24 protein-coding genes are annotated in these 21,172 nt (G+C 72.9%); 14 read left to right on the forward strand and 10 right to left on the reverse strand.

Going from position 1 to position 21,172, the window contains the following annotated elements:
* Nucleotides 1–25: 25 nt before the first annotated feature.
* A complete protein-coding gene (locus K4S16_RS02065; protein WP_149257087.1) occupies nucleotides 26–877 on the forward strand; it encodes a DUF72 domain-containing protein in 852 nt (283 codons plus the stop codon).
* Nucleotides 878–881: 4 nt separating this feature from the next.
* On the opposite strand, the gene K4S16_RS02070 is transcribed toward K4S16_RS02065, so the two are convergent.
* Nucleotides 882–1,583, reverse strand: coding sequence for a FadR/GntR family transcriptional regulator (locus K4S16_RS02070; protein ID WP_149257088.1), 702 nt, complete (start codon nucleotides 1,581–1,583; stop codon nucleotides 882–884).
* A gap of 138 nt (nucleotides 1,584–1,721) precedes the next feature.
* Between K4S16_RS02070 and K4S16_RS02075 the strand changes: the two genes are divergently transcribed.
* Nucleotides 1,722–3,140, forward strand: a complete 1,419-nt coding sequence (locus K4S16_RS02075; protein WP_149257089.1) for a GntP family permease — start codon at nucleotides 1,722–1,724, stop codon at nucleotides 3,138–3,140.
* Between the two features lie 2 nt (nucleotides 3,141–3,142).
* Nucleotides 3,143–3,658, forward strand: a complete 516-nt coding sequence (locus K4S16_RS02080; RefSeq protein WP_149257090.1) for a cupin domain-containing protein — start codon at nucleotides 3,143–3,145, stop codon at nucleotides 3,656–3,658.
* Between the two features lie 48 nt (nucleotides 3,659–3,706).
* Here K4S16_RS02080 and K4S16_RS02085 read toward each other — a convergent pair whose 3' ends face one another.
* Genes K4S16_RS02085 through K4S16_RS02100 form a run of 4 tightly spaced genes read right to left on the reverse strand, consistent with a single transcriptional unit; the run spans nucleotide 3,707 to nucleotide 7,103 of the window.
* The gene (locus tag K4S16_RS02085) at nucleotides 3,707–4,663 is read right to left on the reverse strand and encodes a glycine betaine ABC transporter substrate-binding protein (protein WP_149257091.1); all 957 of its coding nucleotides are present in this window, start codon (nucleotides 4,661–4,663) and stop codon (nucleotides 3,707–3,709) included.
* An 18-nt stretch (nucleotides 4,664–4,681) separates the two neighbouring features.
* A complete protein-coding gene (locus K4S16_RS02090; RefSeq protein ID WP_149257092.1) occupies nucleotides 4,682–5,455 on the reverse strand; it encodes an ABC transporter permease in 774 nt (257 codons plus the stop codon).
* Complete coding sequence (locus tag K4S16_RS02095) at nucleotides 5,452–6,462, reverse strand: ABC transporter ATP-binding protein (RefSeq protein WP_149257093.1); 1,011 nt, start codon at nucleotides 6,460–6,462, stop codon at nucleotides 5,452–5,454. The genes K4S16_RS02090 and K4S16_RS02095 overlap by 4 nt, the downstream gene beginning before the upstream one ends.
* On the reverse strand, nucleotides 6,459–7,103 hold the full coding sequence (locus K4S16_RS02100; protein ID WP_149257094.1) for an ABC transporter permease: 645 nt from the start codon (nucleotides 7,101–7,103) through the stop codon (nucleotides 6,459–6,461). The genes K4S16_RS02095 and K4S16_RS02100 overlap by 4 nt, the downstream gene beginning before the upstream one ends.
* Before the next feature lie 287 nt (nucleotides 7,104–7,390).
* Between K4S16_RS02100 and K4S16_RS02105 the strand changes: the two genes are divergently transcribed.
* The 3 genes from K4S16_RS02105 (at nucleotide 7,391) to K4S16_RS02115 (ending at nucleotide 9,750) form a co-directional block, all read left to right on the forward strand.
* Complete coding sequence (locus K4S16_RS02105; RefSeq protein ID WP_149257095.1) at nucleotides 7,391–8,341, forward strand: alpha/beta hydrolase; 951 nt, start codon at nucleotides 7,391–7,393, stop codon at nucleotides 8,339–8,341.
* A gap of 630 nt (nucleotides 8,342–8,971) precedes the next feature.
* On the forward strand, nucleotides 8,972–9,337 hold the full coding sequence (locus tag K4S16_RS02110) for a VOC family protein (RefSeq protein WP_149257096.1): 366 nt from the start codon (nucleotides 8,972–8,974) through the stop codon (nucleotides 9,335–9,337).
* Nucleotides 9,338–9,378: 41 nt separating this feature from the next.
* On the forward strand, nucleotides 9,379–9,750 hold the full coding sequence (locus tag K4S16_RS02115) for an MmcQ/YjbR family DNA-binding protein (protein ID WP_149257097.1): 372 nt from the start codon (nucleotides 9,379–9,381) through the stop codon (nucleotides 9,748–9,750).
* A 273-nt stretch (nucleotides 9,751–10,023) separates the two neighbouring features.
* Here K4S16_RS02115 and K4S16_RS02120 read toward each other — a convergent pair whose 3' ends face one another.
* The gene (locus tag K4S16_RS02120; RefSeq protein ID WP_149257098.1) at nucleotides 10,024–10,923 is read right to left on the reverse strand and encodes a hypothetical protein; all 900 of its coding nucleotides are present in this window, start codon (nucleotides 10,921–10,923) and stop codon (nucleotides 10,024–10,026) included.
* Between the two features lie 82 nt (nucleotides 10,924–11,005).
* Nucleotides 11,006–11,797, reverse strand: coding sequence for an alpha/beta hydrolase (locus K4S16_RS02125; RefSeq protein ID WP_149257099.1), 792 nt, complete (start codon nucleotides 11,795–11,797; stop codon nucleotides 11,006–11,008).
* Nucleotides 11,798–12,281: 484 nt separating this feature from the next.
* Between K4S16_RS02125 and K4S16_RS02130 the strand changes: the two genes are divergently transcribed.
* The 4 genes from K4S16_RS02130 to K4S16_RS02145 all read left to right on the forward strand — a co-directional run bounded on the left by K4S16_RS02130 (nucleotide 12,282) and on the right by K4S16_RS02145 (nucleotide 14,948).
* Nucleotides 12,282–12,464: a hypothetical protein gene (locus K4S16_RS02130; RefSeq protein ID WP_149257100.1), complete on the forward strand. Its 183-nt coding sequence runs from the start codon at nucleotides 12,282–12,284 to the stop codon at nucleotides 12,462–12,464.
* 174 nt (nucleotides 12,465–12,638) lie between these two features.
* A complete protein-coding gene (locus K4S16_RS02135; RefSeq protein ID WP_235036508.1) occupies nucleotides 12,639–12,932 on the forward strand; it encodes an RNA polymerase sigma factor in 294 nt (97 codons plus the stop codon).
* On the forward strand, nucleotides 12,925–13,902 hold the full coding sequence (locus tag K4S16_RS02140) for a CU044_5270 family protein (protein WP_149257101.1): 978 nt from the start codon (nucleotides 12,925–12,927) through the stop codon (nucleotides 13,900–13,902). The genes K4S16_RS02135 and K4S16_RS02140 overlap by 8 nt, the downstream gene beginning before the upstream one ends.
* Nucleotides 13,903–14,042: 140 nt before the next feature.
* Entirely contained in the window at nucleotides 14,043–14,948 is a 906-nt protein-coding gene (locus K4S16_RS02145) for an LLM class F420-dependent oxidoreductase (RefSeq protein ID WP_149257102.1), read from the forward strand.
* Here the strand turns inward: K4S16_RS02145 and K4S16_RS02150 are convergent.
* Nucleotides 14,926–15,312 carry a VOC family protein gene (locus K4S16_RS02150; protein ID WP_149257103.1) on the reverse strand — a complete coding sequence of 129 codons (387 nt, stop codon included), beginning with the start codon at nucleotides 15,310–15,312 and terminating at the stop codon, nucleotides 14,926–14,928. The two genes, K4S16_RS02145 and K4S16_RS02150, sit on opposite strands and share 23 nt — an antisense overlap.
* Entirely contained in the window at nucleotides 15,309–15,926 is a 618-nt protein-coding gene (locus K4S16_RS02155; RefSeq protein ID WP_235036509.1) for a TetR/AcrR family transcriptional regulator, read from the reverse strand. The genes K4S16_RS02150 and K4S16_RS02155 overlap by 4 nt, the downstream gene beginning before the upstream one ends.
* Nucleotides 15,927–16,203: 277 nt before the next feature.
* Between K4S16_RS02155 and K4S16_RS02160 the strand changes: the two genes are divergently transcribed.
* From K4S16_RS02160 to K4S16_RS02175, 4 genes are all read left to right on the forward strand, one after another.
* Entirely contained in the window at nucleotides 16,204–17,121 is a 918-nt protein-coding gene (locus K4S16_RS02160; protein WP_235036510.1) for an ABC transporter substrate-binding protein, read from the forward strand.
* 85 nt (nucleotides 17,122–17,206) lie between these two features.
* Nucleotides 17,207–18,226, forward strand: coding sequence for an iron ABC transporter permease (locus tag K4S16_RS02165; protein ID WP_149257958.1), 1,020 nt, complete (start codon nucleotides 17,207–17,209; stop codon nucleotides 18,224–18,226).
* A complete protein-coding gene (locus K4S16_RS02170) occupies nucleotides 18,223–18,993 on the forward strand; it encodes an ABC transporter ATP-binding protein (RefSeq protein WP_149257104.1) in 771 nt (256 codons plus the stop codon). The genes K4S16_RS02165 and K4S16_RS02170 overlap by 4 nt, the downstream gene beginning before the upstream one ends.
* A complete protein-coding gene (locus K4S16_RS02175; protein ID WP_235036511.1) occupies nucleotides 18,990–19,676 on the forward strand; it encodes an adenosylcobinamide amidohydrolase in 687 nt (228 codons plus the stop codon). The genes K4S16_RS02170 and K4S16_RS02175 overlap by 4 nt, the downstream gene beginning before the upstream one ends.
* 109 nt (nucleotides 19,677–19,785) lie before the next feature.
* Here K4S16_RS02175 and K4S16_RS02180 read toward each other — a convergent pair whose 3' ends face one another.
* Nucleotides 19,786–21,147 (reverse strand): chromosome segregation ATPase, encoded by a 1,362-nt coding sequence (locus K4S16_RS02180; RefSeq protein WP_149257105.1) that lies wholly within the window; start codon nucleotides 21,145–21,147, stop codon nucleotides 19,786–19,788.
* Nucleotides 21,148–21,172: the final 25 nt, after the last annotated feature.

The raw sequence follows: 21,172 nt of genomic DNA on the forward strand, positions 1-21,172 counted from the left end.
GCCGGATCACCGGTAGCGTCGGGGCATGCGGCTTCATGTGGGGTGCGCGATGTGGGCCCACGCGCGGTGGCAGGGGCGGTTCGTCCCGCCGTCGCTGCCTCCGGGCGAGCGGCTGCGGGCCTATGCGAGCTGGTGCAACGCGGTGGAGGGCAACACCACCTTCTACGCGACGCCCGAGCGCGGCACCGTGGAGTCGTGGGCGGAGCAGACCGGTGCCGACTTCCGGTTCGTGCTCAAGCTGCCGAAGACGATCACGCACGAGCGGCGGCTCGCCGGAGGCGGCGAGGAGCTGCGGGCGTTCCTGCACGCGATCGAGCCGCTCGGGTCGCGGGCGCACGCGCTGTGGATCCAGCTCCCCGGCTCGTTCGGCCCCGGTGACCTCGGGACGCTGGCGGCGTTCCTGCGCGGGCTGCCCGCGGCGAACGGCTACGCCGTCGAGGTGCGCCACCGCGCGTTCTTCGAGGACGCGGGGTCCGCGCGCGACCTCGAACGGGTGCTGACCCGGGCCGGCGCCGAATGGGTCCCGTTCGACACGACCGCGTTCTTCCGGAGCCGCCCGACCAGCGACGCCGAGCGGGACGCCTGGACGAAGAAGCCGCGGGTACCGCGCCGGGCGGCTGCGCTCACCGACCGTCCCATCGTCCGCTACCTCGGACGGGACGACACCGAGAGCACCGTCGAGGGCTGGCGGTTCTGGGTCGGCCGGGTCGCCGGATGGCTGGCCGAGGGGCGCTCCCCCACCGTGTTCGTCCACACGCCCGACAACGCCGACGCGCTCGCACTCGCCCGCCGCTTCCACGACGAGGTGCGGGCCCGCGTGCCCGGGCTGGAGCCGCTGCCCGAGCCCGTCCCGGCGGAGCCTCCGACGCTGTTCTGACCGGTCAGCCCGGCTCCAGCATCGCCCGGGTCGCCTCCTCGACGATGTCGCGCATGGCGCGTTCGGCGGCCTCGGCGTCCCCGGCCTGCACCGCCTGCGCCACCTCGGCGTGCCAGCGGATCGCGGCCGGCTCGGGGTGCGCGGGCATCAGGTCGTGGTGGGTGCGGCCCGCCAGGACGGCGGCGACCACGCCGCTCAGCGCGCCCATCATCTCGTTGCCGGACGCCTCCAGGAGCGTCCGGTGGAAGCGGATGTCGGCGTCCAGGTAGGCCTCCAGGTCGCCGGACCTGCCGTGCACCGCCATCTCCATGACCGCGCCGGTCAGCGCGCCGCACTGCGCGGGCGTCGCGCGGCGGGCGGCCAGCGCGGCGGCCACCGGCTCCAGGCCGCGGCGCAGCTCGCCGAGGGAGCGCAGCTGCTCGTCCCGGCCGTCGCCGTCGAGCCGCCAGCCGATGATCTGCGGGTCGAAGAGGTTCCAGGCCGAGCGCGGGGCGACCGTGACGCCGACCCGGCGGCGGCTCGTGACCATGCCCATCGACTCCAGGACGCGGATCGCCTCCCGGACCACCGACCGGGACACCGCGAACCGCGCCTCCAGCTGCTCGATCCGCAGCACCTCGCCCGCGGGCAGGGCGCCGGACGTGATCAGCATGCCGAGCCGGTCGAGGACGCTGCCGTGCAGGCCCGCCGGCGGGGTCTCCACCATGCGCCAATCATCACATGAAACAGGGTCAGATGCCGACAAAGATACGATTTTACGGCTCTATCCCTTGTTAACAGCAGGTTATAGCCGCGACACTCGGGCGACCATCATCGTTCGCTCCGGCTCCCAGGAGGATGACCCATGCACCCGATCGTGCTGGCCGCGGCGCCGGCGGCGTCGAGCGGGAGGCTCGTGCCGGCCGCGCTCGCCGGCATCGCGCTGATCGTCGTACTGATCACCTACTTCAAGGTGCACCCGTTCCTGAGCCTCACGCTCGGCTCGCTGCTGGTCGGCCTCGTCGCGGGGCTGCCGGTCGCCGACACCATCGACGCCTTCGTCAAGGGGTTCGGCGACACCGCCGCCGGGGTCGGCGCGCTGATCGCGTTCGGCGCCATGTTCGGCAAGCTGCTGGCGGACTCCGGCGGCGCGGACCAGATCGTCGACACGATCATCGGGCGCACCGGGCGCCGGTTCCTGCCGTGGGCGATGGCGCTCGTCGGCGCGCTCATCGGGCTGCCGATGTTCTTCGAGATCGGGCTGGTCCTGCTGGTGCCGGTCATCGTGCTGGTCGCGCGCCGCGCCCAGATGTCGATCGTGGCGGTCGGGATCCCGGCGCTGGCGGGCCTGTCGGCGATGCACGGGCTCGTCCCGCCGCACCCCGGGCCGCTCGTCGCGATCGACGCCCTCAAGGCCGACCTCGGCCTCACCCTCGGCCTCGGCATCCTCGTCGCGCTGCCGACCATCGCGCTGTCCGGCCCGGTCTTCGCCCGGTACGCGGCCCGCTGGGTCGACGTCCCCGCTCCTGAGCTCTACGTCACCGGCGCGGACGAGCGCGAGGCCGCGGACGAACGCGGCGCCGACGACGAAGCCGTCACGAAGCTCAAGCCGCGGCGGCGCCCGTCCTTCCCGGTCACCCTCCTCACCGTGCTGCTCCCGGTCGTGCTGATGCTGGGCAAGGCCATCGCCGACATCACCCTGGACGAGGGCGGCCAGGTGCGCACCGTCCTGGACAACCTCGGCACCCCGCTGGTCGCCCTCCTCATCGCGGTCGTCGTCGCCATGTTCACCTTCGGGCGCGGCTCGGGCATGGACCGGGACGCGATCGCCTCCTCGCTGGCCGGGTCGCTGCCGCCCATCGCCGGCCCGCTGCTGATCGTGGCCGCGGGCGGCGGCTTCAAGCAGACGCTCGTCGACACCGGGATCGGCGAACTGGTCGCCGACTGGGTCAAGGACAGCGGCATGTCGGTGCTGTTCCTGGCGTGGCTGGTCGCCGTCCTCATCCGGCTCGCCACCGGGTCGGCGACCGTCGCCACCGTCACCGCGGCCGGGATCCTCGCGCCGCTGGTCACCACGCTCGACAGCGGCGAGACCTCGCTGCTCGTCCTCGCGATCGGGGCAGGCTCGCTGTTCTTCTCCCACGTCAACGACGCGGGGTTCTGGCTGGTCAAGGAGTACTTCGGGCTGTCGGTGGGGCAGAACATCAAAACGTGGTCGATCATGGAGACCGTCATCTCGGTAAGCGGCCTCGTGTTCGTCCTCCTGTTGAACCTGGTGGTGTAGCCATGACCTATCCCGACGCCCGCTACTTCGGCGACGGCGGCGAGAGCAGTGGAGCGTTCCGTCCCGCCGGGGCCGCGCCCGACCTGCTCATGGGCGCGGCCGACGACGACGGCGTCCACCGCGGGACGCGAGTGCACTACCTCGGCACGGGCGGCTCGACGAACGGCGCGTTCGGCCTCTACCGGTGGGAGATGGGGCCGAAGCCCTCCGGCCCGAGCCCGCACTTCCACCGGACCATCACCGAGTCGTTCTACATCCTTTCGGGGACGATCCGGCTGTACGACGGGACGGGCTGGAAGGACACCTCGGCCGGCGACTTCCTGTTCGTCCCCGAGGGCGGCGTGCACGCGTTCCGCAACGAGTCGGGCGAGCCGGCGGCGATGCTGATTCTCTTCACGCCGGGCGCTCCCCGCGAGGCCTACTTCGAGGAGCTCGCGGAGATCGCCGCGAGCGGCCGGCAGCTCACCGACGAGGAGTGGACGGACCTGTACCGGCGCCACGACCAGTACATGGTGTGACGCCCTGACCGGGTGGCCGGGGCGGCCGCGCGCCGCCCCGGCCACCGGCTACCCGCCGATGAACCCCTTGGACTTCAGCCAGCTCTCGGCGACCTCCTCCGGCTGCTTGCCCTTGATGTCGACCTCGCCGTTGAGCTCCTGGAGCACCGAGTCGGTGAGCGCCGCGGCGATCGGGTTCACGATCTTGCCGATGGCGGGCGCGTCCTTGTAGACGGACTCCCGGACGGTGAGGGCCGGGTTGTAGACGGGGAAGAACTTCTTGTCGTCCGGCACCGGGGTCAGGCCGAGCGCCTTGATGCGCCCGTCGGTGGTGGCGACCTCCCCGAAGGCGCACGGCTTGCCCTTGCCGACGGCGTCGTAGATGGCGCCCTCGGCCAGGGTCGCCACGGCCGACTTAGGCAGGGTGAACCCGTAGGCCTTCTGCAGGCCGGGCCAGCCGTCGCTGCGTCCCGCGAACTCGCTCGCCACACACGTGGACGCCTTCGACGGGTCGCTCTTCGCCAGCCGCGCGTAACCCGACAGGTCCGCTATCCCGAGCTGCCGCATGCTCGTCGTCTTCACCGCGATGGCGTAGGTGTTGTTGGCGGGCGCGGCGGCCAGCCACCTCACCTCGTTCTTCGCGAGGTCCTGCTCGGCGACGGCCGCGTACTGCCTGGCCGGGTCGCCGATCGGCTCGGTCTGCTTGAGGTAGTTGATCCAGGCGGTTCCCGTGTACTCCCAGTACGTGTCGATGCTGCCGGACGTCAGCGCGGCCCGGGTCGTGTTGCTGCCCTGGAGCCCGCACTTCTCCTTGACGGTCGCGCCCGCCGAGCGCAGCGCGAGCGCGGTCACCTGGCAGAGGACGAGCTGCTCGGTGAACTCCTTGGACCCGACGGTCAGGGTGACGCCCTTCAGCGAGGCGCCCTTGGCCAGGCTCCCGGCCTTGGCGTCGGTTCCGGTCGAGCTGAAGCATCCGGCGGTCAGGGCGACGGCGGCGAGGGACGCGGCGGCGGGGAGCATGCGCATGGTGACTCTCCTCAGGGTTCAGAGGCCGCGGGGGCGCAGGACGAACTCGACGATGCCGACCAGCCAGTCGGCGGCCATCGCGAGCACGGCGGTCAGGACGCTTCCGGTGAGCAGGATCGGGGTCCGGTTGAGGGAGATGCCGGTGTTGATGAGGTCGCCGAGCCCGCCCGCGTTGGTGAACGCGGCCAGCGTCGCGCTGCCCACGTTGAGGATCACCGCGACCCGGACGCTGGCGAGGATCACCGGGACGGCGAGCGGCAGCTCGACGCGGAACAGGACCGCCGCCCTGGACAGGCCGATGCCGCGCCCCGCCTCGACGAGCGACCGGTCGACGCCCCGCAGGCCGACCATCGTGTTGCGCAGCACCGGCAGGGCCGACACGAGGATGAGCGCGATCACCGCCTTCTGGAAGCCGATGCCCACCGTCACGGCGAGCAGGACGAGGACCCCGATGGACGGGACGGCCTGGCCCACGTTGGCGAGCGCGAGGAACGGCGCCGCCAGCCGGTCCAGCCGCGGCCGGGTCAGCAGCACGCCGAGCGGGATCGCGATCGCCAGGACGAGCGCCGTCGACACCGCGACCAGCGCGATGTGCCGGAGGAACTGGTGGGTGATCTCGGACCGGTCGAGGGAGCGGCGCTCGATCGCGTCGAGGTCGAGGCCGCGCACGTAGAGGTAGAGCGCCGCCGACACCGCGGCGAGGAAGACGGGGGTGACGAGGAGCCCGGAGAGGGAGCGTCCGGCGGCCTCGTCGCCGGGCCTCGTCCGCTCCGGCACCGCCGTGACGGTCATCGCCGCCGCTCCGGGGCCTGCCGGACGATCGCCGACCACGAGACGGCGCCAGCGGGGCGGCCGTCCTCGTCCAGGACGGTCGCGGTCTCGGCCCCGGCGCGGAGCATCGCGTCGAGGGCCTCGTACAGGGACTGGTCCGCGCGGACGGTCGCGCCCGCGGCGCCTTCGGCGGCGGGCCGCAGCTCGATCGAGCCGACCTCGACGAGCCGGAGCCGCCGCATCGCGGCGCCCGCCCCGACGAACTCCCTGACGAACCCGTCGGCCGGCTCCGCGAGGATCGCCGCGGGCGTGTCGTACTGCACCAGCTTCGCCCCCTGTCCGAGGATCGCGATCCGGTCTCCGAGCTTGAGCGCCTCGGTGAGGTCGTGGGTGACCAGCACGATCGTCTTGCCGATCCGGGCCTGGAGCTCCAGGAACGCGTCCTGCAGGCGCTCCCGCGTGATCGGGTCGAGGGCGCCGAACGGCTCGTCCATCAGCATCGCGGGCGGGTCGGCGGCGAGGGCGCGGGCGACCCCCACGCGCTGCTGCTGCCCGCCGGACAGCTCCTTCGGATACCGGCCGCGGTAGGTGCCCGGGTCGAGCCCGACCATGTCGAGCAGCTCGTCGACGCGGGCGCGGACGCGCCCCTTGTCCCAGCCGAGCGTGCGCGGGATGAGCCCGACGTTCGCGGCGATCGTCATGTGCGGGAACAGCCCCACCTGCTGGATCACGTAGCCGATGCGGCGGCGCAGCCGGTCGGGGTCGGCCCGGGTGACGTCCTCCCCGTCGAGCAGGATGCGTCCCGCGGTCGGCTCGATCAACCGGTTGATCAGGCGCAGCGTGGTCGTCTTGCCGCAGCCGGACGGGCCCAGCAGCACGACGATCTCCCCGTCCCGGACGCTGAGCGTGAGGCCGTCGACGGCCGGAGCGTCCTGCCCCGGATACCGCTTGGTGACGCCCTCCAGCCGGATCATCTCCCGTCCTGGCGGGGCGGCTTGCGCGGTCTCGGTCGCGGCGGGTTCGGTCATCGCAGCCCCCTGGGGGTGGTGAGCCGGGACAGCAGGAGGAACAGCGCGTCCAGGACGAGCGCCAGGACGGCGACGCCGAGCGTGCCGGCGAGCGTGTCGTTCAGCGCGTTGGCGCCGCCGATGCGGGCCAGCCCGCCGAAGATCAGCTCGCCGAGCCCCGGCCCGGCCACCGCGGCGGCGATCGCCGCGATCGCCACGGTCATGATCGTGGCGACCCGGACACCGGTGAGCACGACCGGCCAGGCCAGCGGCAGCCTGACCCGCAGCATCCGGCTCAGCGGCCCCATCCCCATCCCCCGCGCCGCCTCCTCGACGGCGCTCGGCACGCCGTCCAGGCCGGTGATCGTGTTGCGCAGGATCGGGAACACCGCGTACAGCGCCAGCGCGGTGACGGTGGGCGCCAGGCCCAGCCCGAACACCGGGATGAGCAGCCCGAAGAGCGCGAGCGACGGGACGGTGAGCATGGTGCCGGCGACGCCGAGGGCCAGCCCCCGCGCCCGCGGCCGCCCCTCGACCGCGATACCGAGCCCGATCCCGACCACCGCCGCGATCCCCACGGCGATCAGGACGACCTCGGCGTGCTCGCCCGCCATCCGGGCGATCGTGGGCCAGCGTTCGGCGAGGTACTCGGAGAAGCTCATCGCCGCCTCCCCTCACCGCGGGGGTCGGCGGGAGCCCGGACAAGGACGGTGGCGTCGGCGTCTCCCATACCTCAGAGGCTGCCTACGGATGATCAGTCTGGCAATAACAGATCGGTGAGAACGAACACGCACCCCCGCCCGCAGCGCCGCCAGACCCGCGAACCCCCCACTCCGCCGCGCCGAAGCGACCGCAGATCGACCACCGAGGAGGTCCTCTGGACAAGGCGGCTGGGCAAAGGGCGGGGACCGGCCGACACTGGTGGGACCGCGCCGAAAGGAGCCCCGAGGTGCCGTACGCCTACGATCCGGAACTCCTCCCGTGGATCGAGACGGTCCCGGATCTGTCGATCGCCGACATCGAGCAGACCCGCCGGGACGAGGCGAAGATGTTCGGCGGGATGCCGGAATACGTCCCTCCCGCACCGGTCGAGACCCGCGACATCACCGTCCCCGGACCGCCGGGCGCCCCGGACGTCCCGCTCCGCGTCTACGCTCCGGCGAACCGGGAGGGAGTCCTTCCCGGCCTCGTCTACCTCCATCCGGGCGGATTCGTCCTCGGCAGCATCGACATGTCCGAGGACGACGCGACCCGCATCGCGGCAGAGGCCGGCGCCGTCGTGGTCTCCGTCGAGTACCGGCTCGCTCCCGAACACCCCTTCCCCGCCGGGCTTGAGGACTGCTACGCCGCCCTCACCTGGACGGCGGCGCACGCCACCGATCTCGGCATCGCCCCTGAACGGCTGGCGGTGGGCGGGGAGAGCGCGGGCGGCGGACTCTCCGCGGCCGTCGCCCTGCTAGCCCGGGACCGGGGCGGTCCCCCGCTGTGCTTCCAACTCCTCAGCGTCCCGGAACTGGACGACCGCCTCGACACGCCTTCCATGCGCACCTTCACCGACACGCCGATCTGGCACCGCCCCAACGCCGAACTGAGCTGGGACTACTACCTGGGCAAGGGTGTCCGCGGCACCGAAGCAGTCTCCCCGTACGCGGCACCCGCCCGAGCCGAAGACCTGTCCGGTCTACCGCCCGCCTACATCACGGCCTGCGAGTTCGACCCGCTACGCGACGAGGGCCTGGCCTACGCCCAACGCCTGATCCAGGCGGGCATCCCCACGGAGGTCCACCACTACCCCGGCACCTTCCACGGCTCCACGATGATCACAGCCGCGACCATCACAAAACGCATGCTCGCCGACCGCACCAACGCCCTCCGCCGCGCCCTACACCCCACCCCCTGACCCAAGACCACGCGGACGGCCGCCCCAACCAGCGCGGCGGCGGCGCTGCGCGCGGCGGCCCTGTCCGGCCGCGGGAGCGGGGCGCGCGCGCCGAGCACCGCCGCCGCGGAATCCGAGCCGCAGGCACAACGACACCCCACCGCCGGGGGCCGCGGAGACCACTCGCATGCACCTCCACACCGCCGACCGCCTACCGGTCAGCCTTGCTTCCACACAATGGAAGGAACCCCCGTCCCCGTAACGCACACCCGCAAAGAATTGAACGTCCGACGCACACCCCCGCCTCAGTTCCCCGGGCTGGACGCGGCCCCCGCTTCCCAGGGCCGCGTCCAACCCCAGGCCCACGTCGACCCCAGGGCCACCACCCCAGGGCCACCCCGGCACTCGGACCACGTCAGTGCTCAGGCATGGCCGCCCGCGCCGCTATCGCCGGCGCGCCTGCGGGTGAAGCAGACACCGCCGCCGTTCAGGACGGAAGAGGCTGGCCGTGCCACCGCCCAGCTCATGCTGACTCTTCCGGTCCGCCTGCCCGGCCTGCGCATTGCACGCCGCCGATTGTTTCTGGGACGGGCGCGGCGGCTCAGCTCCCGCACCGGCGCGCGTGTCGGTGGGGGCGGCTAGCCTCTGGCCATGGCAGCGCGTTTCTCCCACCTGGTCATCGATTCTCGTGAACCGTCCGCCCTCGCCGAGTTCTGGGCGGCCGTCCTCGAGCAGCCGGTCCTCTACCGGTCGGACGACGAGGTCATCGTCGGGGCGGACCCGCACACCCACCCCGGACTGTGCTTCATTCGCGACGACGCCACGAAGACCTCGAAGAACCGGCTGCACATCGATCTCGACCCGGACGACCAGGAAGCCGAAGTGCGGCGCATCCTGGCTCTGGGCGCCCGCCGAGTCGACATCGGCCAGTCCGCCGACGTGTCGTGGGTCGTGCTCGCCGACCCCGAAGGCAACGAGTTCTGCGTGTTGCGGCCTCACACCTCTCTCATTGAGTAGCTCCTCCGTGAACGGGCCGACTTCAGGATGGGATGGCAGAAATGAGTGACTTCGACGCGTTGGTCCGGGTGCGAGAGATCTGTTTGTCACTGCCGGAGGTGGTGGAGAAACCCTTCGGCGGCCACACGGCGCCCTCCTTCCGCATTCGCGACAAGATGTTCGTGATGACGTCCGAGGACGGCCTGTCCCTGACGTTCAAGGCCGGACCCGGCGTGCAGGAAGCCCTCGTGTCGGAGGCCCCGGAGCGCTTCTTCGTCCCGAAGTACGTGGGCGCCAAGGGCTGGGTCGGCGCACGACTCGACATCGACCACGACTGGGACGAGATGTCCGAGCTGATCGAGGACAGCTACCGACTCATCGCCCCGAAACGCCTGGCCAAGCTCCTCGACGACGAGCAGCCCTCCCCTCACTGACACACCGCCGCCGACACCCGGTGTCGGCGCATCCGGCCTTTTCACAACGCTCGGCCATCCGTGCGGCGTGCTCGCCCCGTCCGCGCGGCGGGCTCGGTTGCATATGAGCGGCGTACCGGGTGTCGTGCGCTCGACGGGGTCGGTCCGTGGGCGCGGCGGGGGCCGGGCATTCGTGCGTGGGTCGGGGGTGGTGGCGGAGGGCGGCGGTCAATGTGGCGATTTGCGGTACGGGTTGGGCTGGTGTCGGGGGTGCCCGGTGTTGACGGCGAGGGGTCAGCGTGGGCGGCGGTTCAGGTGGGTTAGGCGGGTGGCTATGCGGTTCATTGTGGTGTTGTCGGGGTTCCAGCCGCGTTGTTGTAGTGCTGTCAGGAGGGCGGCCAGGTAGGGGGTGGGGCGGGTTAGGAAGTTCTTGGTGACGGGGATGATTTCCCAGCCCATTTCCTTGGCTAGCCAGTCTCGGCGGCGGGTGTCGTGGGCTCTGGCCTCTCGGCCGGTGTGGTGGCGTTCACCGTCGTATTCGAGGCCTACGCGGAAGTCGCGGTAGCCGAGGTCGACGTAGAGCGGATGGCCCCGTGGGCCCCGGACGGGGATCTGGGTCTGAGGGCGCGGGAAGCCGGCGTCCGCGACGGCTACGCGGATCCAACTCTCGCCGGGGGAGGCCGCGCCGCGGTCACCGAGCCGGAGGATCTGGCGCAGCCGTTCGTTGCCTCGGTATCCCGGCAGCGAGCGCGCCATCGCGGCGAGTTCCCCGACGTCCATGTCCCGGCGCAGGAACTGGTCGAGAGCCGCGACCGCCTCGCAGCGGGGGAGCCAGCGGGCGCAGTCGAGGGCGGTGCGGGCCAGGCATGTGAGGCGTACATCGGATTCCTCCACTACGTGTTCGGACGGTATTTCGGCGTTGTCGGCGGTGACCGGAAATGAGTCGGACGTTCCGGGAGTGAGGAACTCGACGTCCCAGTCGATCTCGCTCACTCCCGGGGGTAATACGTCGAGGCCCCACAACCATGCGGCCGTGCGCCGCGCGATGACGACCTCACGGGGAAGGAGGCCGCTCAGCGCCGCGGCGCGTGCGGCGAGACCGGCTCCCTTGACGGGGAGGAGATAGGCGTCCGGGCCGATGGGAATGATCGAATCGGCGGCCGTTCGCTTCCAGGTGAGGGTGAATCCGTCCATGGGACGATGATGCCGGGCCGGGGGTTTGCGTGAATGCCGGCCCAAGAATGTGGATAACTTTGATTTTCCCCAGGTCGGAGCTTTAGGCGCGGAGCGTGCCGCCCGGCGGTGGCTCCTCGGGGACCGGGGTCGCGGAGACGGCGCTCGTCGCCCACAGGGCCAGGCGGTTGATCAAGTCGGGGGTGGCCGCCACCTCGGCGTGGCCGAAACCCGGTTCGATCCACAGTTCTTTCGGGTCGGACGCCGCCCGGTAGAGCTGGTGGCCGTGCTCGACGGGGAAGAAGGAGTCCGCGGCCCCGTGGACGACCAGCAGCGGCACCGGCGCGATCCGCCCCGCGACCTCGTGAGGCGCCTCCGGGATCGGATCCCAGCCCTTGGGGGCGATCCGGGTGCCGCGCGCCAGCCGGACGGCCATCCGGCCCGCGCGCCGTTCGATCACCCAGTGGACGCGCCGCATCGGCGCCGTCCCGCGGTAGTACCAGCGGGCCGGGGCGCTGACGGAGACCACCGCGTCGACCCCGCCGTGCAGCGCCGCGTGCCGGACGACGACGGCGCCGCCCATGGAGAACCCCGTCAGGACGATCCGTCCGTATCCCCGGCGGCGCGCCGCGGCGACCGCCGCGTCGACGTCCAGGACCTCGCGGTCACCGACCGTGGAATGCCCGCCGGAGCGTCCGTGGCCGCGGAAGTCGATCCCGATGACGCCGCCGTGCCGTCCGAGGGCGGCGGCGATCCGGCGGAGCGCGGGCTGGCGCCACGAGCAGGTGAAGCCGTGCGCCAGGACGAAGCAGACGTCGCCTTCGTGCCGCGTGTGACCGGCGTCGATGCGGACGCCGTCGGCGGCGTAGAGGGTCAGCGGTTCGGGTGTCGCCACACCTCAATGATCCCGCATCGGCCGCGGTGAGGGCCGGGACGGCTTCTCCTCGGTCCCATAACGGCCTTCCCGCGACACGGCCAAAACCGCATTCCCAAACCACGGTTCTGGTCACGCCGAGCACAAAGACTCCCAAGCGGAACCGGTGCTTTAATCGACCCCCGGGAATCCCGCACCTCAATGGCCCACAGCAGGCACCACGGTTGTCCATGGGGAAATGATGATTTGGGGGTGTCACCTCCGGGGTGGGCTGAAAGGGCAGGCCGCCGGGTAGATATCCGAACGTGTCTGGTGGGCTGGTTGGTCGGCGGGCTCAGGCGTCGGATTGGCTGCTATGGACAGCGAAGACCGCGCGCTTCGGGTGAGAGCACGCCGTACGCGGCGAGCCGGTGAGCGCGGAGGCATCCCGCTCCCGGACGATCCGGAATCCCCGGGAACCGCTCCGGAGCACCGGCGCGAGGCCGAGGAGTACGCTCGGCAGGCGATGATCTCCTCGGCACGGGCCCACGACCGCGCCGCGGTGCTCCTGGAGGGAATGGCGACCGCCCATCCCGAAGAGGCGGAACTGCATCTCAAGTCGGCCGCGCGCCATCGCCGATGGGCCGACAACGACAGGAGCCTGGCCCGGCAGTACGCGCCGCGAAGCAGCGAACCCGACCGTCTCTGAACCCGCCTCCCCGCACGCGGCGGGACGCGGAGGCGTCGGCCGCCGGCGCATGACTCCGTCATGCGGAAGGCCGGCCCTCTGAACCGGCGGGAAGCGGACGCGGGGATGCGGTCAAAAGCCGGGTGACCGGCACCGACGCTGCGAAGGGTCCGCGATGACGAGGATGAAACCGCGGTGACCGGAGCCGACCCCGCCGCGGGCTCGGCCGACGAGGGGGTGGCGGACCGGGTGGCCGCCCAGGGCACCCGGCCGCGACTGGCCGACGCGCTGCGCCGCCTGAACCGCGGGCAGCGGGACGTGCTGCTGCTGACCGCGTCCGGAGACCTGTCCCCGGCCGAGATCGGCACGGCCCTCGGCATCGCCACCGGCACCGTCCATTCCCGGCTCAGCCGCGCCCGCACCAGGATGCGCGAGGCGCTCGGCGGGATCGACCCCCTTGACATGGGAGAGGAGCAGTTCCATGGGTGAACTCCGCCGCATGTACGACGAGGTGGCCCCGCCGAGCCCGGAGGTCCTGGCCGAGGGCCGGGCCCGGCTGGTCGCCCTCACCGGGGACGACCGGCGCCGCAGCCCGCGGCCCCGGCGGTCCAGGGGCCTGCCGGCGGTCGCTCTGGCCGGCGCGGTGGCGGCCGCCGGGGCCGTGGTGGTCGCGGCGCAGGGCTCGGACGACGGCCCCCGCGAGATCCGGCCGGTCAGCGCCCACGAGGTGCTGACCCGGGCGGCCGCCACCGCCCGCCTGGAGCCCGAGCTGCACCCCCGTCCCGGCCAGTACCTCTACGTCCGGTCCGTCGTCGCCTGGGGGCCGGGCAAGGTCGCTCCGGGCAAGTCCGCGGGCAAGGAGACGCGGGAGCGCTGGGTGTCGGTCGACGGCTCCAAGCCGGGGCTGCTGCGCGAACCCTGCCGCAGGCCGGGAGCCAAAGTCTGCGACTCCCCGATCCCCGTCCAGGACGAGAGCGCGCCCGTCCCCCGTCCGGGCAGTCATCTGTGGCTGGTGCGTGAACTGCCGGGGCTGATCGAGCATTGGATTCCCCAGGTCAAGGCGCACACGCCCGCCCCCGCAGCCACCCCGGTCCGCGGCAGGCCGTTCGGGGAGTGGGACTGGTACGGGGTCGGCGAGCTCGTCGGCGACTACCTGCCCCCGAGACTGCGCGCCGAGGTCTTCGAGTTCCTCAGCGACGTCCCGCGGGTCAGGGTGGACGAGCACGCGACCGACGCCCTCGACCGTCCCGCCGTCGCCCTCTCCCAGGACTCCGGCGGCGGCCGGCTGGAGCTGGTGTTCGACCGCTCCACCTACCGCTTCCTCGGCAGCCGCTACCTCGATCTGAAGCCCCGCCCCGTCGGCGGCGACTGGACCTCCGAGCCGGAGAGCGGCGCCGGAGAGGTGAAGACCACCGTCCTCCAGGTCAAGGTCGCCGACCGCCTCCCCACCGGATCCTGACCGCGGACGGCGGGCCCGGCATCAGCCCGATGCCGGGCCCGTCGGCGTCGCCGGCCCGCCGAGCCCGGACGCGCTCCGGCTTGGCCGCTCGGGCGGTGGGGAACTGTGTAAGGATCTGATCATCTCTAGAGGAGGTCCTTGTGCGGGTTGGGGTTCTGCTTAACGAGCGGGGCGGGGTCGAGGCGCTGGGCAAGCTGGCCGACGACGCGCGCCGCGCGGCGGACGACGGCTTCTCCTCCGCCTGGATGTCGCAGATCTTCGGGGTGGACGCGCTCACCGCGCTGGCCGTGGCGGGCAGCGGGGTGCCGGGGATCGAGCTTGGGACGGCGGTGGTCCCGACGTATCCGCGCCACCCGGCCGTGCTGGCGCAGCAGGCGAGGACGACCGCCCTCGCATTGCAGGGGCGGTTCACGCTCGGCATCGGGCTGTCCCACAAGATCGTCATCGAGGACATGTACGGGTACGACTACGGCCGGCCGCTCCGGCACATGGACGAGTACCTGTCAGTGCTGGCGCCGCTGCTGGCCGGGGAGAACGCCTCCTTCACGGGCGAGACGGTGCGCGGCCACATCGGGTTGAGCGTGCCCAACGAGGGGCGGGTGCCGCTGCTCCTGGCGGCGCTCGGCCCAAAGATGCTGAAGCTGGCGGCCGAGCGCGCGGACGGGACGGTGCTGTGGATGACCGGGCCCGTCACCGTCCGCGAGCACATCGTGCCGACCATCACGGCGGCGGCCGAGGCGGCCGGACGGGACGCGCCGCGCGTCGTGTGCGTCCTGCCCGTGTGCGTCACCGGCGAGGTGGAGCGCGCGCGGGAGCAGGCCGCGGAGACGTTCGAGGTGTACGGGGTCCTGCCGTCCTACCGGGCGATGATGGACCGGGAGGGCGTGGAAGGGCCGAAGGACCTCGCGATCGTCGGGGACGAGGACGCGGTCGCGGCGAAGCTGGAGGAGCTGGCGAAGGCGGGCGTCACGGACTTCGTCGCCGCCGAGTACATGCCGGGCGACCGGCGCACCCGGGACTTCCTCAAGTCGGTCGCGGGGAGATGAGCTCGTAGAGGTTGCCGCTGGCGTCGGAGAAGTAGACGCCGCGGCCGCCGAGCGGATGGTCCTCGTTCACGCGGCCGTTGTCGGCGTGGGCGGGGTCGTCGCCGTAGGGGATCTCGCGGGCGTCGAGGCGTTCCACGATCGTGTCGAAGGTGACCGCGTCCACGTCGAAGGCCAGGTGGTGGCCCTGCGGGTAGGCGACGGTCAGGAAGTCGAGGGTGAGGCCCTCGTTCACGCGGATCGGGACGAAGTGCCGCGCGTGCGGGTGCGCGCCGGTGTACTCCAGGCCCATGACGGCGGCGAAGAAGCGGGCGGCCTCGTCGTTGTCGGCGGCCGTCACGATCGCGTGGTTCAGGGTGATCGTCACGCGGCGTCCCCTTCCTTGAGAGCGCCGTGCAGGAAGACGTCCAGGTACTCCTCGACGGACGGGCCCGGTGCGCCCGGGCCGGCGCCGCGGCCGCGGCTGAACACGAAGCCCATGAAGAGGCTCGCCACCTGCTCGACGGGCAGGCGCAGCCGGTCGCGTTCGGGCTCGAACAGCTCGGCGAGCGCCTCGCAGGTCTGAACCATGGAGGCGGCGCGGTCGGGGCCCGGCTCGCCTTCCCCGGGCGCGCGGCGCTCGCGCCGCCCGGTGGCGTGCAGGGTGCCGAGCACCAGGCCCATGCGGGCGAGGTAGGCGTCGATCGCGGCGGCGGCCTCGGCGAGCCGCGCGGGCAGCGGCTGGTCTAGCGGGATGGCGCCGATCTCCGCGAGGACGTGGTCGGTCCGCAGCGCTTCGGCGACGCAGGCGTCCAGCAACTCGTCCTTGTCGGCGAACACGCGGAAGATGGTCGCCTCGCCGATGCCGGCGGCGCGGGCGATCTGCGCGGTGGTGACGGCCGTGCCGTGCTCGGCGACGAGCGGCAGGGCGGTCCGGATGATCATTTCGCGGCGCTGCTCCGGGCTCATCCCGGGGGCGCGCCGCCTGGTCTTCTGCTCCATGCCCGCCACGGTACGGAGTGAGTACTCACTCCGTCAATACCGAAGTGAGTACTCACTCCGCACAACCCGACAGATCAGCATTCGGTGGCTGATACCGTTGCGATGCTGCGCGCCTGGAGCGAAGTCCGGTGGAAAATCCGGCGCTGTCCCGCAACTGTGGTGCCCCTCTCGAAGTGGCCGAGCCAGGTCGCCTCCTCGCGCGCCGACGATTGTCGACCTCGTGGAAGGGCGATCCGTCCTGAACGGGCCGCGGCTTCCCTCCAGCCAGGAGGCTCTTGTGAGACCCGTACGCACCTTGGGCGCGGTGATGGCCATCGGCGTCGTCACCTTCGCCGCCGCATGCGGCGGCGGCGACGGCAAGTCCGGTGGCACTCAGGACGGGGCGTCCGTCACCGTCCAGGCCGCCAACGGGGCGGTGTCCGTCCCGGCCAAGCCCAAGCGCATCGTGTCCCTCTCCCCCACGCACACCGAGACGCTCTTCGCCATCGGCGCCGGGTCGCAGGTGGTCGCCGTGGACGACTACTCCAACCACCCGGCCAACGCCCCGCGGACGAAGCTGTCGGGCTTCAAGCCCAACGCCGAGGCGATCATCGCGTACAAGCCGGACCTCGTCGTGCTGTCCGACGACCTGGACGGCATCGTCAAGGCGCTGGGGAAGGTGAAGGTCCCCGTCCTGCTGGAGCCGGCGGCCGCGAACCTGGACGAGGTGTACGACGAGATCAACGACCTCGGGCAGGCGACCGGCCACGCGGCCGAGGCGAAGAAGGTCACCGACGGCATGCGCGCCGACATCCAGAAGACGGTCGCCGCGTCGGCCAAGGCCAAGGGCCTCACCTACTACCACGAGCTGGACAACCAGCTTCACTCGGTGACGTCCAAGACGTTCGTCGGCCAGGTGTACGGGCTGTTCGGCCTGCAGAACATCGCCGACAAGGCGGACAAGGCGTCCGGCGGCTACCCGCAGCTGTCCCGCGAGTACCTGCTCAAGCAGGACCCCGACCTGATCTTCCTGGCCGACACCAAGTGCTGCGGGCAGAGCGCCGCCTCCCTCGCCAAGCGCCCCGGCTGGTCGGACCTGGACGCGGTCGGGCACGGCGGCGTGGTGGAGCTCGACGACGACATCGCCTCCCGCTGGGGGCCGCGCCTGGCGGAGTTCGTCAAGGCGATCGGCGACGCGGTCCAGAAGGTTCAGTGACCGCTTCCGCCGAGGACGCCCGGCCGTGAGCAGGCGTCGGCCGCGGCCCCGGGACGACGGCTCACGGGACGGGAGCCAGGCCAAGCTGCGGGCGCTGCCACTGGTGGCGGCGGCCGGGCTGCTGCTGGCGACCCTGCTGGCGGGGGTGCTGGTCGGGTCGGCCGGGCTGTCGGTCGGCGGGGTCCTGAAGGCGCTGGCCGACAGGATCCCGTTCGTCAGCGTCGACAGCGGGTTCGGCGTCATCGACGAGAACGTGCTGTTCCAGCTCCGGGTGCCGAGGGCCCTGATGGCGGCGCTGGTCGGTGGGATGCTCGCCGTCGCGGGCGCCGGGTACCAGGGGGTGTTCCGCAACCCGCTCGCCGACCCGTACCTGCTCGGCGCGGCGGCCGGGGCCGGGGTCGGGGCGACGCTGGTCATCGCGCTGGTGCCCGGCGACCCCGGGTACGGGGTGCCGCTCGCGGCCTTCGTCGGCGCGATCGGCGGAGTGGCCCTGGCCTACCTGCTGGGCAGCGCCGCCACCGGGCGCGGGAACGGGACGGCGACGCTGGTCCTGGCCGGCGTCGCTGTCTCGTCGTTCCTCGCCGCGGTGCAGACGCTCATCCAGCAGATGAAGTCGGAGGAGCTGCAGCGGATCTACTCCTGGATCCTCGGCGGGGTCGGGTCGGCCGACTGGCACCAGCTCGCGCTCGTCTTCCCGTACGCGCTGGTGTCCACCGTGGTCCTCCTCGCGCACGGCCGGCTGCTGGACGTGCTGAGCGTCGGCGACGAGGAGGCTGCGTCGCTCGGCCTGTCGGCGGCGCGGGTCCGGCTGACGGTGCTGGTGGCGGCGTCGCTGGCGACGGCGTCGGCGGTGGCGGTGAGCGGGCTGATCGCCTTCGTCGGCATCGTCGTGCCGCACATCGTGCGGCGGCTGGCGGGCGGGTCGTACCGGATCGTGCTGCCGCTCTCGCTGCTCGGCGGCGCGGCGTTCCTGGAGGTCGCCGACCTCGTGGCGCGGACGGTGATCAGCCCGGGCGAGGTGCCGCTGGGCGTGGTGACGGCGTTCGTCGGCGGGCCGTTCTTCGTCGCGGTGCTGCGCGCCTCCCGCAGGCAGGTGGACACATGACCGTCTCGGTGCGGGGCCTCGATGTCGCGCTCGGCGGGCGGCAGGTCCTGAAGGGCGTGTCGCTGGACGTCCCGGCCGGGTCGTGGACGGCGGTCATCGGGCCGAACGGCGCGGGGAAGTCGACGCTGCTGCGCGCGGTCCTCGGCCTGGTGCCGTCCCACGGCGAGATCACCCTCGCGGGTGCGGACCTGCAGTCGCTCAAGCCGAGGCAGCGCGCCCGGCTCGTCGCCTACGCCCCGCAGAGCCCGAACCTTCCGGTGGGCATGACGGTGTTCGACTACACCCTGCTGGGCCGCTCCCCCTACATCCCGCATCTGGGCCGGGAGAGCGCCCGCGACCGCGCCGTCACCGGAGAGGTCCTCGACCGCCTGGGCCTCACCCCGTTCGCGGCCCGCCCGCTGGACCACCTCTCCGGCGGGGAGCGGCAGCGCGTGGTGCTGGCCCGCGCCCTCGCGCAGCAGACGTCGGTGCTGCTGCTGGACGAGCCGACGACGGCGCTCGACATCGGCCACCAGCAGCAGGTGATGGAGCTGATCGACCGGCTGCGGCTGTCCGACGGGCTGACCGTGGTGACCACCATCCACGATCTGACGCTCGCCGGGCAGTACGCCGACGGGCTCGTCCTCGTCTCGGAGGGCCGGGTGGCGGCGGCCGGCCCGCCCGACCTGGTCCTCACCCGCGACACCGTCGAGAAGCACTTCGACGCCCGCGTGGTCGTCACCCCGGGGCCGGGCGGCCGGCCGGTCCTGTCGCTGGAGCGCCCGTGAACCTCGAGACGGTGTGGCGCGAGGAGGACGGCCGGCGGCTCGCCTCGACCGTGTGGCGGGCCGGCCCCGGCCATCGGATGATCTCCTCTGCGATGCTGGGCGGCGGCATCGGCCCGGCCCGCTGGGTGCTGAACGCGCAGGTGCCCGGCGCGTACGCGCGGACCGACCCGGTCGCGCACCTCTCCGAACTCGCGGCCGCGCGCGGACTGGAGGGCCCCGGCGTCGGGATGCTCACGGCGGCCTCGGTCGCGCGCACGGTGCGGCGGGACGACGAGGGCGTGAGCGTGTCGGCGACGGTCGGGCTGCGCGTGCCGACGTGGGCGGCGTCCCCCGCCGGGACGCCCGACCCGGAACTGGCCCCGCTGGAGGGGGACGGGACGCACGCCCGGACGCCCGGAACGATCAACATCGTGGTCGCCGTTCCCATCCCGATGAGCGACGCGGCGCTGGTCAACGCGGTCGTCACCGCCACCGAGGCCAAGACCCAGGCGCTGCTGGAGGCGGGCTTCCCGTGCACGGGCACGGCGTCCGACGCGATCTGCGTCGCGGCCACGACCCGCGGGGAGCAGGAGGTCTTCGCGGGACCCCGCTCCACCTGGGGTTCGCGGATCGCCCGGGCCGTGCACGCCGCCGTCCGCGCCGGAGCCCTCGACTACGCCGCCCGGCTGGAAGCCGGCGGTTAGCACCGGCCGCCGTACCACCCCGGTGCGGTACGGCGGCCGGTCTCAGGGCCAGTGCAGTGTGGGGGTCAGGCCTCACCTCCTACCTGTGCGTCGCGTGGCCGGCAGGCGATCAGCCGGCGTGGGGAAGGCGATGTCCGTTGATCCCGCTGTGTCCTCCGTGTCCGTAGCCGTTGTAGTCGTTGCGGTGCAGCGGGTCGGTGGCGAGCGGGTCGCCCCCGTCCAGCAGGGACCCGCCCATCGGGGGCAGGGAGTGCAGCCCGGTCGGCGGCTCGCGGTCCACGCCCGGGCGCGGCCCCGTCGCGGCCGGGTCGGCGCGCCCCTCCGACAGCGCGGTGAGCGCGTCGACGCGGCGGCGCGCGCGCTCGGCCTCGGCCCGGGCGGCGTCCCGCTCGGCGGTCAGCGCCTTCACCGCGGCGCGCAACTCCTCGGCGGCGCGGGTGAGCTGCCAGTTGTGCTGCTCCAGCTCGCGGGCCCGCGCCTGGATCTGGTCGCGATCGGCGACGGCCTGCCCCCGTTTGGCCTCGGCGTCGCGGACGGCGGAGCGCAGGTCCTCGGCGGCGCGGACGGCCGCGGCGGCCTCGACGCGCTGCCCCTCGACGAGGGTCTCGGCCTCCGACAGCCGCCCGTGCAGGGCGACGAGTTCCGAGCGGGCGCTCTCCAGGGAGGCGAGCAGTTCGCCCTCCCGGGCCGCCATGCGGTCGCGCTCGCGCTCGGCGGCGAGCCGGGCGGCCCCCGCGCCGTCGGCCTCGTCCCTCGCCTCCTGGCGTTCGCGCCGCGCGGCGTCCCGCTCGGCGGCGAGCCGCTCGGCCTCGGCGCGGGCGGAGGCCGCCTCCTGCTCGGCGGCCTCGGCGCGGGCGCGGGCGGTCGCGGTCTCCCGCCACGCCACCTCGGCCTGCCGCTGGGACGCGTCGCGCTCGCGCTGCGCGATCGCCACGTGCCCGGCGGCCTCGGCGCGGGCCTCGGCGATCCGCCGCTCGACGCCCGCGACGCTCAGCTCGGACACCAGCGAGCCTGCGAGCCGGTCGGCGAGGCCCTCCAGCCGGTCGACCATCTCCCACGTCCAGGCGACCTGGCCGGTGAGGCCGGGCGACTCCAGTCCGCGCTCCCGGCTCTCGCGCGCGGCCCGCTCGCACGCGCCGTCGCCGTCCTGGCAGTAGCGGACGGTGCGGGCGCCGCGCACCGGCTGCGGCACGGGCCGTCCGCAGCCGGCGCACGGCCAGACCGCGACCGGGTCACCGAGGCGTGCGATCCCGGCGCGGTCGTCTTCGGGGGCGGGCGCCTGCCCCGCCCCGGCCGGGGCGTCCGGCGGCGCGTCGGAGGCCGCCCGCGGGCCCGCCGGGTCCGCGCGGGCCGCCGGCTCCTCCGCCTCGGCGTAGGCGGCGGGGTCGGTGATGACGGGAAGGTCGGTCTGCGTCGGGGCGGCGGGGGTCGGGGCGACGTTGTCGAGGGGGGCGACCTTCAGGTCTTTCATGTGCCGTTGTACGCACGGACGCCCG

The organism is Actinomadura sp. K4S16 (assembly GCF_008327685.1).
Taxonomy (GTDB): domain Bacteria; phylum Actinomycetota; class Actinomycetes; order Streptosporangiales; family Streptosporangiaceae; genus Spirillospora.

Excerpts from the sequence above, each read along its gene's own strand:
- K4S16_RS02085 (WP_149257091.1), bottom strand. The coding sequence starts at position 4,663 with ATGCGCATGCTCCCCGCCGCCGCGTCCCTCGCCGCCGTCGCCCTGACC.
- K4S16_RS02090 (WP_149257092.1), bottom strand. The coding sequence starts at position 5,455 with ATGACCGTCACGGCGGTGCCGGAGCGGACGAGGCCCGGCGACGAGGCC.
- K4S16_RS02115 (WP_149257097.1), top strand. The coding sequence starts at position 9,379 with ATGAGTGACTTCGACGCGTTGGTCCGGGTGCGAGAGATCTGTTTGTCA.
- K4S16_RS02140 (WP_149257101.1), top strand. The coding sequence starts at position 12,925 with ATGGGTGAACTCCGCCGCATGTACGACGAGGTGGCCCCGCCGAGCCCG.
- K4S16_RS02170 (WP_149257104.1), top strand. The coding sequence starts at position 18,223 with ATGACCGTCTCGGTGCGGGGCCTCGATGTCGCGCTCGGCGGGCGGCAG.
- K4S16_RS02095 (WP_149257093.1), bottom strand. The coding sequence starts at position 6,462 with ATGACCGAACCCGCCGCGACCGAGACCGCGCAAGCCGCCCCGCCAGGA.
- K4S16_RS02120 (WP_149257098.1), bottom strand. The coding sequence starts at position 10,923 with ATGGACGGATTCACCCTCACCTGGAAGCGAACGGCCGCCGATTCGATC.
- K4S16_RS02065 (WP_149257087.1), top strand. The coding sequence starts at position 26 with ATGCGGCTTCATGTGGGGTGCGCGATGTGGGCCCACGCGCGGTGGCAG.
- K4S16_RS02110 (WP_149257096.1), top strand. The coding sequence starts at position 8,972 with ATGGCAGCGCGTTTCTCCCACCTGGTCATCGATTCTCGTGAACCGTCC.
- K4S16_RS02080 (WP_149257090.1), top strand. The coding sequence starts at position 3,143 with ATGACCTATCCCGACGCCCGCTACTTCGGCGACGGCGGCGAGAGCAGT.
- K4S16_RS02070 (WP_149257088.1), bottom strand. The coding sequence starts at position 1,583 with ATGGTGGAGACCCCGCCGGCGGGCCTGCACGGCAGCGTCCTCGACCGG.
- K4S16_RS02180 (WP_149257105.1), bottom strand. The coding sequence starts at position 21,147 with ATGAAAGACCTGAAGGTCGCCCCCCTCGACAACGTCGCCCCGACCCCC.
- K4S16_RS02075 (WP_149257089.1), top strand. The coding sequence starts at position 1,722 with ATGCACCCGATCGTGCTGGCCGCGGCGCCGGCGGCGTCGAGCGGGAGG.
- K4S16_RS02130 (WP_149257100.1), top strand. The coding sequence starts at position 12,282 with ATGATCTCCTCGGCACGGGCCCACGACCGCGCCGCGGTGCTCCTGGAG.
- K4S16_RS02155 (WP_235036509.1), bottom strand. The coding sequence starts at position 15,926 with ATGGAGCAGAAGACCAGGCGGCGCGCCCCCGGGATGAGCCCGGAGCAG.
- K4S16_RS02100 (WP_149257094.1), bottom strand. The coding sequence starts at position 7,103 with ATGAGCTTCTCCGAGTACCTCGCCGAACGCTGGCCCACGATCGCCCGG.